Origin of the sequence: Vibrio sp. V10_P2A27P122 (assembly GCF_963874335.1) — a bacterium.
Taxonomy (GTDB): Bacteria; Pseudomonadota; Gammaproteobacteria; order Enterobacterales; family Vibrionaceae; genus Vibrio; species Vibrio anguillarum.
Genome location: NZ_CAWNHY010000047.1, coordinates 1 through 8,507, shown reverse-complemented (window position 1 = coordinate 8,507; position 8,507 = coordinate 1). Strand labels below are relative to the sequence as shown.

The 8,507-nt window shown below is 43.5% G+C and carries 7 protein-coding genes; 5 read left to right on the top strand and 2 right to left on the bottom strand.

Translation table 11 applies throughout. From position 1 onward, the window contains the following. Positions 1-190: 190 nt before the first annotated feature. Together ligA and zipA are read right to left on the bottom strand one after the other, a co-directional pair. The gene (gene ligA / locus AACQ17_RS02930; RefSeq protein ID WP_094147281.1) at positions 191-2,206 is read right to left on the bottom strand and encodes an NAD-dependent DNA ligase LigA; all 2,016 of its coding nucleotides are present in this window, start codon (positions 2,204-2,206) and stop codon (positions 191-193) included. Between the two features lie 68 nt (positions 2,207-2,274). Further along, entirely contained in the window at positions 2,275-3,096 is an 822-nt protein-coding gene (gene zipA, locus AACQ17_RS02925) for a cell division protein ZipA (protein ID WP_094147282.1), read from the bottom strand. Positions 3,097-3,327: 231 nt separating this feature from the next. Between zipA and cysZ the strand changes: the two genes are divergently transcribed. The 5 genes from cysZ to crr all read left to right on the top strand — a co-directional run bounded on the left by cysZ (position 3,328) and on the right by crr (position 8,241). Next, positions 3,328-4,080, top strand: a complete 753-nt coding sequence (gene cysZ / locus AACQ17_RS02920; protein ID WP_094147283.1) for a sulfate transporter CysZ — start codon at positions 3,328-3,330, stop codon at positions 4,078-4,080. A gap of 157 nt (positions 4,081-4,237) precedes the next feature. Then, on the top strand, positions 4,238-5,206 hold the full coding sequence (gene cysK, locus AACQ17_RS02915; RefSeq protein ID WP_013857323.1) for a cysteine synthase A: 969 nt from the start codon (positions 4,238-4,240) through the stop codon (positions 5,204-5,206). Between the two features lie 298 nt (positions 5,207-5,504). Beyond that, complete coding sequence (locus AACQ17_RS02910; RefSeq protein ID WP_026027491.1) at positions 5,505-5,762, top strand: HPr family phosphocarrier protein; 258 nt, start codon at positions 5,505-5,507, stop codon at positions 5,760-5,762. 138 nt (positions 5,763-5,900) lie between these two features. Further along, positions 5,901-7,625, top strand: a complete 1,725-nt coding sequence (gene ptsI / locus AACQ17_RS02905) for a phosphoenolpyruvate-protein phosphotransferase PtsI (protein ID WP_094147596.1) — start codon at positions 5,901-5,903, stop codon at positions 7,623-7,625. 106 nt (positions 7,626-7,731) lie between these two features. Then, positions 7,732-8,241 carry a PTS glucose transporter subunit IIA gene (gene crr, locus AACQ17_RS02900; RefSeq protein WP_010317358.1) on the top strand — a complete coding sequence of 170 codons (510 nt, stop codon included), beginning with the start codon at positions 7,732-7,734 and terminating at the stop codon, positions 8,239-8,241. The last annotated feature ends 266 nt before the right edge of the window (positions 8,242-8,507 follow it).

Below are 8,507 nucleotides of genomic sequence, written 5' to 3'. Positions count from 1 at the left end.
CAATTACACTAATAGCTTGAAGTGCATCGCAATAATAAATTGAAAGAGAGTAAAGTTCTTCTTGATTGGCATCGAAGAAAATGAGGGCTTTTTTTCTAATTACTGGACATTTTAATGTGGCGGTTTGAGATAAAAATAAAGCCTCAAAATTAATTTTGAGGCTTTATGAAGGAAGGGATGCTTAAAAAAATTAGCTTTTCATTAACTCAAGCAAATCTTGTTCGCTGCGAATTTCGATCCCTAGTTCTTGCGCTTTTACTAATTTTGAACCGGCCGCTTCTCCGACAAATAGTATATCGGTGTTTTTAGAGACGCTTCCCGTTACTTTTGCGCCAAGCTCTTGTAGCGCCGCTTTCGCATCACTTCTAGAGAGTTTCGACAAGCTCCCCGTCAAAACCACCACTTTACCAAGTAAAGGGAGAATCGCATCTTGGCTCGGCTTTTCGATATTAGGCCACTGGATACCGAGTTCGATCAATTCATTAATCACCCGTTGGTTTTTATCTTGCTCAAAAAAAGATGTGATATGACTCGCAACGATAACTCCAACATCTTGAACTTCAAGTAGTTCTTCATGGGTTGCTTGGCGAATTTTGTCTAATGACCCGAAATGGAGCGCAAGATTAGCCGCCGTCGCTTCCCCGACTTCACGTATGCCCAATGAATACAAAAAACGGGGTAATGTGGTCATTTTGGCGGCATTCAGTGCATTAACGATATTTTGTGCTGATTTTGGTCCCATACGCTCTAACACCGTTAGCTGCCCTGCTTTTAGACGGAAGAGGTCCGCGGGCGTGCTCACCATCTCTTTATCAACAAGCTGCTCAATCACTTTTTCGCCTAAACCATCCACGTCTAACGCTTTGCGAGAGACAAAGTGCTTTAATGCTTCTTTGCGCTGAGCTTGACACACTAACCCCCCTGTACAACGGGCGACAGCTTCACCTTCAACACGCTCAATGTCAGAGTTGCACACCGGGCAGTACTGCGGGAAAACAATATCGACCACTGTATCAGAGCGTCTGTCTAACAACACAGAAACAATCTGTGGGATAACATCGCCTGCTCGACGAATAATAACGCTATCACCAATTTTCACGCCTAGGCGCTCAATTTCATCAGCGTTGTGTAATGTGGCATTGCTGACGGTGACTCCCCCCACAAATACAGGTTCTAACTTCGCAACAGGTGTAATAGCCCCGGTACGGCCCACTTGAAATTCAACATCGTTCAGGAGCGTTATTTCTTCTTGGGCGGGAAATTTATAAGCAATCGCCCAGCGAGGCGCCCGCGCGACAAAACCGAGCTTTTGTTGCAGTTCAATATCATCAACTTTAATCACCACGCCATCAATCTCATACGCGAGTTGAGCGCGACGAGTTAAGATACTTTGGTAGTACTCTTTCACTTCATCCATTGAAGAGACTAGACGTGTTTCAGGGCACATCGGCAGCCCCCACCCTTTTAACTGCAAAAAGCGCTGATAATGACTGCTTGCTAACTCAGCGCCTTCAATCACACCAACACTGTAAGCATAAAAATTCAACGGCCTTTGAGCTGTGATTTTTGAGTCGAGCTGTCTCAAGCTCCCTGCGGCCGCATTTCTTGGGTTAACAAAGGTTTTTTCACCTTTTTTGAGTGCTTGTTGGTTCAATCGCTCAAAACCGGCTTTAGGCATGAACACTTCACCACGAACTTCTAAACGAACGGGCCACCCTTTTCCCTGTAACTTCAGTGGAATAGCACTGATCGTTCGCACGTTTTCCGTAATGTTTTCACCGACCGCGCCATCCCCACGCGTGGCGGCTTGTACTAACACACCATTTTCGTAAAGCAAACTCACGGCTAAACCATCAAGCTTAGGTTCGCAGCAAAAAGCGTTAAAGTGGGCACTCGGTATCCGGTCTTGCATCCGCTTGTGAAAGGCATCAAGCTCATTCTCATCAAACACATTATCTAAAGAGAGCATTGGAATTTCATGAGTCACCTGAGCAAAACCCTCTAAAGGCTTACCTCCAACACGCAAGCTGGGTGAATCCGCTGTGACTAACTCCGGATACTGCGATTCCAACTCAAGCAGCTCACGCATCAAACGATCATACTCAGCGTCAGGAATTTCAGGGTTATCTTCTACATAATAACGTACAGCATGATAATGCAGCGTCTCACGAAGTTGGCTTAATTTGTGTTCTATTGTTTGCATCATAATTCTCTCGGATCATGAAAAAAGGCTCCGACTAGGAGCCCTTAATGGTCGATGTTTATTCTACGCGTCTACGCGTTGCGTGCGCTTTTAAACTCTTGGATTTGGCGTCGGTAGGCAGCCAATCGATCTGGCGTCATTAAATTACGCGCATCATCCAATACATTGCCACCTAAATCATCAGCGATTTGTTGAGCGGTTTTAAGCATTAATTTGAAATTTTGATCAGGCTCGCCGTAGCAAGGCAGTGTCATGAAGAATGAGATACCGCGAGTAGTAAACTCCGCAGGATCATGATGTGCCAATGTACCGGGTTGCATCATGTTGGCAACACTAAACAACACTTTCCCTGTACCTGACAGATCGGCATGCCGGTGGAAAATATCCATCTCACCATAAAGAAGGCCGTTTTGCTGCATACTGTCAAAAAGCTTAGTGCCGACAAAGGGATCATTTCCCGCACAATGCACATTCAGCACAATCACTTCCATTTCGGCTTCTTGAACATCGGATTTTTGATTATCGTCAGCAATGACATCATCTTGTTCACTGAGACTTGGGGATTCGGTTTTCATCGATATTGAGGGCACATCATCGAGTTCATCAAGCACATTAGGTTCAAAGCTTGGTGAATAACCGTCAATGAGAGGGTCAACCGCTTCACTAAAATCTGGCTCTTTACGTACTTTGCGAATAATTTCGAAATCATCTTCCGGAGCAAATGAACGCTGGGTCGCAGATTGTGTATCATCGTGATCAACATCAATTTTACCAAGAGGCTTATCCTCAAACTTGGACTTCCCTTCTTTCTTACTGGTCCAAAGACCATGAAATAGCAACGCGGCTATCGCTAGCGCGCCAACAATTATGAGTACGAATCGCAATTCCTGCATGTTTCACTCTCAGTTTCTCGATGCATGGTTATTCTCAGCTTTACCAGCTTGAATTGAACGTGTCACCAACGTGGGTTATATCGGTCTATCGGGCTACTTTACCAAAAGTTTGTACCGATTTAGAACAACTTAATGTGAGAAGTTCAATACATGATGTGATTTTCACCACGCTTTTCTTCTTCGGCAGGTTGAGTAGAATAGCTTTTTAGGCATTGATTAACAGATATTCACATGGATAACGGTATGACACTTAAGCAACGTTCAGGTTTTGGATACTTCTTTTTTGGTCTAGAGCTAGCACTCACCCCCGGCATTCGACGCTTTGTGATTCTGCCATTACTCATCAACATCATTCTCGTCGGCAGCGCTCTTTTTTACTTATTCAATCATCTCAATACGTGGATAGAACAGTTTATTGGTCAAATCCCTGATTTTTTATCTTGGCTAAGTTACGTTTTATGGCCATTGCTCGCGATCACTATCTTAGCCACGTTCTCCTATTTCTTCAGTACGCTGGCTAACTTCGTCGCTGCACCATTGAATGGGCTACTCGCAGAAAAAGTGGAAGAAAGATTAATTGGCGCTCCAATCAACAGCGATGGCATCTGGTCTATGGTCAAAGATATCCCACGTATCCTCGCAAGAGAGTGGCGAAAATTAATCTATACCTTACCCAAAGCAATCGGTTTGTTCTTATTGCTCCTAATTCCTGCCTTAGGACAAACCTTAGGCCCTTTGCTGTGGTTCATTTTCACTGCATGGATGTTAGCCATCCAATACTGTGACTACCCATTTGACAACCACAAAGTGAGCTTTAACCAGATGAGACACAATTTGAAACAAAAACAGACCAAGGCATATAGCTTTGGTGTTTTAGTGTCGATTTTTACCACCATACCCATTGTTAACTTAATCGTCATGCCGGTTGCTGTATGCGGGGCAACAGCCATGTGGGTTGGTGAATTTAAAAACAAACTGCAGTGATGGTGCGAGGGAGATTCAACCTGCATATCCCTCTATAAGTTATAACTTTTTAATCCTTTTACGTTTTAAGGTTAACACCTATTCTGCATCTGTATCCACTCACGTGTCTTATCAGACCGCCAGGCACATATAACGTGTGTAATAAAGGAATATCGCAATGAGCAAAATTTACGAAGACAACTCTCTGACTATTGGTAACACTCCTCTTGTTCGCTTAAACAAAGTCAGCAAAGGTAAGGTACTGGCGAAAATTGAAGCGCGCAACCCAAGCTTTAGCGTGAAGTGCCGTATCGGTGCCAACATGATTTGGGAAGCAGAAAAAGCTGGCACACTGAAACCTGGCGTTGAACTTGTAGAGCCAACCAGCGGTAACACTGGTGTTGCTCTTGCATTTGTTGCAGCTGCTCGTGGTTATAAGTTGACGCTTACTATGCCTGAATCAATGAGTTTAGAGCGCCGTAAACTGCTTAAAGCTTTAGGAGCCAACCTTGAACTCACCGAAGCGGCGAAAGGCATGAAAGGCGCAATTGCTAAAGCAGAAGAAATTGTTGCCAGCAACCCTGAAAAATACTTGTTGCTGCAGCAATTCAATAACCCAGCCAACCCACAAATCCACGAAAAAACAACAGGGCCGGAAATCTGGGATGCAACTGATGGTGAGATTGACGTGTTCGTTGCAGGTGTCGGAACCGGTGGTACTTTAACGGGCACAAGCCGCTACATTAAGGGCCAAAAAGGCAAGGCTATCATCTCAGTTGCGGTTGAACCTGCGGAGTCGCCAGTCATTGCTCAAGCACTTGCTGGAGATGAAATCAAACCTGCGCCACACAAAATCCAAGGTATAGGAGCGGGATTTATTCCTGGCAACCTCGATTTATCCCTCATTGACCGTGTTGAAGCCGTCACTTCAGAAGAAGCGATTGAAATGGCAAGACGCCTCATGGAAGAGGAAGGGATTTTGGCTGGAATTTCATCAGGCGCAGCGATTGTAGCAGCGAATAGATTAGCAGAACTACCTGAATTTGAAGGAAAAACAATTGTAGCGGTACTACCAAGCTCAGGTGAGCGTTATCTGAGCACCGCACTATTTTCTGGCCTATTTACCGAGAAAGAGAACCAACAGTAATAGGTGGTTAAATCAAATTTTCGTTTAAAAAAGCCCCATACAGGGGCTTTTTTGTTGATCCTTGCCTCACCTTTGGTAATATCACCTCGTTTTATTTTAAGCTTCGAAATAAAGAAGTCAGAAACGTATTAACTATAATGACGAATGACAACATAGATTGAAATCGTGATTATGAAATTTAAATCAGTATCAGCTATGACACTAAAACAGCGTTACTCTGCTAGCAGAACCGTTGATTAGCAGTTAAGCTGTTCTGGTGAAGAAACTAACAAAAAATAAATCAATTGGGGTATATAACATGTACGAGAAGCAAGTAGAAATCACTGCAGAAAACGGCCTTCACACTCGTCCTGCTGCGCAGTTCGTTAAAGAAGCAAAAGTATTCGATGCAGACATCACAGTGACTTCTAACGGCAAAAGCGCAAGTGCTAAGAGCCTATTCAAACTTCAAACTCTTGGCCTAGTAAAAGGTACCGTTGTGACTATTTCTGCTGAAGGCCCTCAAGCTAAGCAAGCGGTAGATCACCTAGTTGCTCTCATGGACCAACTACATTAATCCGGTCCACTATTTCAAAGCCATTTTGTGAAAACAAAATGGCTTTGTTGGAAATAGTCTACATTTTGAGCTACTAATTACCGTTAGCGCAATAGTCCACATTCTCCCGTTTACAGTTGACCAATTTAAGGTAACGCTATGATTTCAGGCATCCTAGCATCTCCAGGCATTGCTTTTGGTAAAGCACTGCTACTTCAAGAAGATGAAATTGTCCTAAATACTCACTCTATTTCAGATGACCAAGTAGAAGCAGAAGTTCAGTGTTTTTATGACGCTCGTAACAAATCTTCTGCTCAGCTAGAAGTGATCAAACAAAAAGCACTTGAAACATTCGGTGAAGAAAAAGAAGCCATCTTTGAAGGCCACATCATGTTGCTTGAAGATGAAGAGCTAGAAGAGGAAATTTTAGCACTCATCAAAAATGACAAAATGCATGCAGACAACGCGATCTATACCGTGATCGAAGAGCAGGCTGCTGCCCTAGAATCTCTTGATGATGAATATCTAAAAGAACGCGCGACAGACATCCGCGATATCGGTACGCGCTTTGTTAAAAATGCTCTCGGCATCAATATCGTTTCACTGAGTGATATTAACGAACAAGTAATTCTTGTTGCTTATGATTTAACGCCTTCTGAAACTGCACAAATCAATCTTGATTACGTGCTGGGTTTTGCTTGTGATATCGGTGGTCGTACATCTCATACTTCAATCATGGCACGTTCACTTGAGCTTCCAGCGATTGTTGGTACTAACGACATCACTAAGAAAGTAAAAAATGGCGACATGCTTATTCTTGACGCCATGAACAACAAAATCATCATTAATCCTTCAGAAGCACAGCTTGAAGAAGCGAAAAAAATTCGTGATGATTTTGCTGCGGAAAAAGAAGAGCTCGCAAAACTAAAAGACCTATCTGCTATCACACTCGATGGCCACCAAGTTGAAGTATGCGGTAACATCGGCACAGTAAAAGACTGCGATGGTATTTTACGCAACGGTGGTGAAGGCGTTGGCTTATATCGTACTGAGTTTTTATTCATGGACCGTAGCGCGCTACCAACTGAAAATGAGCAATACCAAGCTTATAAAGAAGTTGCAGAAGCGATGAGTGGTGAAGCGGTGATTATCCGTACCATGGATATCGGTGGTGATAAAGATCTTCCGTACATGGATCTACCAAAAGAGATGAACCCATTTTTGGGCTGGCGCGCGATTCGCATCAGCTTAGACCGTCGTGACATCTTACGAGATCAGCTTCGTGGCATTCTGCGTGCATCTGCGCATGGTAAACTGCGTATCATGTTCCCGATGATCATCTCTGTAGAAGAAATTCGTGAGCTTAAAAACGCCATTGAAGAATACAAAGAAGAACTTCGCACGGAAGGCTTAGCGTTCGATGAAAATATCGAAATTGGCGTTATGGTTGAAACACCTGCGGCAGCGGCAATTGCGCACCACTTGGCAAAAGAAGTGTCATTCTTCTCTATCGGTACCAATGATTTAACACAATACACTCTTGCGGTTGACCGTGGTAACGAAATGATTTCACACCTGTATAACCCACTTTCTCCAGCGGTTTTAACCGTGATTAAGCAAGTGATTGATGCCTCACACGCTGAAGGTAAATGGACGGGTATGTGTGGCGAGTTAGCGGGTGATGAACGTGCAACGCTACTTCTACTTGGTATGGGACTCGATGAATTCTCTATGAGTGGCATCTCTATCCCTAAAGTGAAGAAAGTGATCCGTAACTCAAACTTCGCCGAAGTTAAAGCGATGGCAGAAGAAGCACTCTCTTTCCCAACCGCAGCTGAAATCGAAGCTTGTGTGGAAAAATTCATCGCAGAGAAAACGCAATAATTCGCTAATACCAATGAGATAGACGACTAAAAATAGGTCGTCTATTGTTGGCGATTGGTATACTATAATTCGACAGAATAAAATTAAACGTTAGGAGCATGACACAATGGGTCTGTTTGATAAACTTAAGAAGCTAGTATCTGACGACAGCTCAGATGCAGGTGCGATTGAAATTATTGCCCCTCTTTCTGGTGAAATCGTCAATATCGAAGATGTGCCAGATGTTGTTTTCGCTGAGAAAATTGTTGGTGATGGTATTGCGATTAAACCATCAGGCAACAAAATGGTAGCTCCAGTTAACGGCACTATCGGTAAGATTTTCGAAACTAACCATGCGTTTTCAATCGAGTCTGATGACGGTGTTGAGTTATTCGTTCACTTTGGTATCGACACAGTTGAGCTAAAAGGTGAAGGTTTCACTCGTATCGCTCAAGAAGGCCAAGCGGTTAAAGCAGGCGATACTGTTATCGAATTCGACCTAGCTCTTCTTGAAGAGAAAGCAAAATCAACACTAACACCTGTTGTTATCTCTAACATGGACGAAATCAAAGAGCTGAACAAGCTTTCTGGCACCGTCGTTGTTGGTGAAACACCGGTTCTACGTGTAACTAAGTAATTCGTTAAAATTTTTATTACGTAAAAAACGCTGCTGATTTGCAGCGTTTTTTATTTCTACAAAAACAGCTCAAATCGCACTACAAACCAGGTCTCTTATACTCATCTGCATCTGCCGACGACGAGAGACGTACCAGTGTAGGTGGTCGCCGGTGCCGTAATAAAAAACAAAACATTTATTCATATTTTACATTAGCCACTTCCCAGTAGCTGCCTCCCCCCCCACACTTACTCCGACACACCCCAACGTCTACCCTTTTATCAACA

Coding starts and splice junctions, on each gene's coding strand:
- ptsI (WP_094147596.1), top strand. CDS start 5,901: ATGATTTCAGGCATCCTAGCATCTCCAGGCATTGCTTTTGGTAAAGCA.
- cysZ (WP_094147283.1), top strand. CDS start 3,328: ATGGATAACGGTATGACACTTAAGCAACGTTCAGGTTTTGGATACTTC.
- crr (WP_010317358.1), top strand. CDS start 7,732: ATGGGTCTGTTTGATAAACTTAAGAAGCTAGTATCTGACGACAGCTCA.
- AACQ17_RS02910 (WP_026027491.1), top strand. CDS start 5,505: ATGTACGAGAAGCAAGTAGAAATCACTGCAGAAAACGGCCTTCACACT.
- ligA (WP_094147281.1), bottom strand. CDS start 2,206: ATGATGCAAACAATAGAACACAAATTAAGCCAACTTCGTGAGACGCTG.
- cysK (WP_013857323.1), top strand. CDS start 4,238: ATGAGCAAAATTTACGAAGACAACTCTCTGACTATTGGTAACACTCCT.
- zipA (WP_094147282.1), bottom strand. CDS start 3,096: ATGCAGGAATTGCGATTCGTACTCATAATTGTTGGCGCGCTAGCGATA.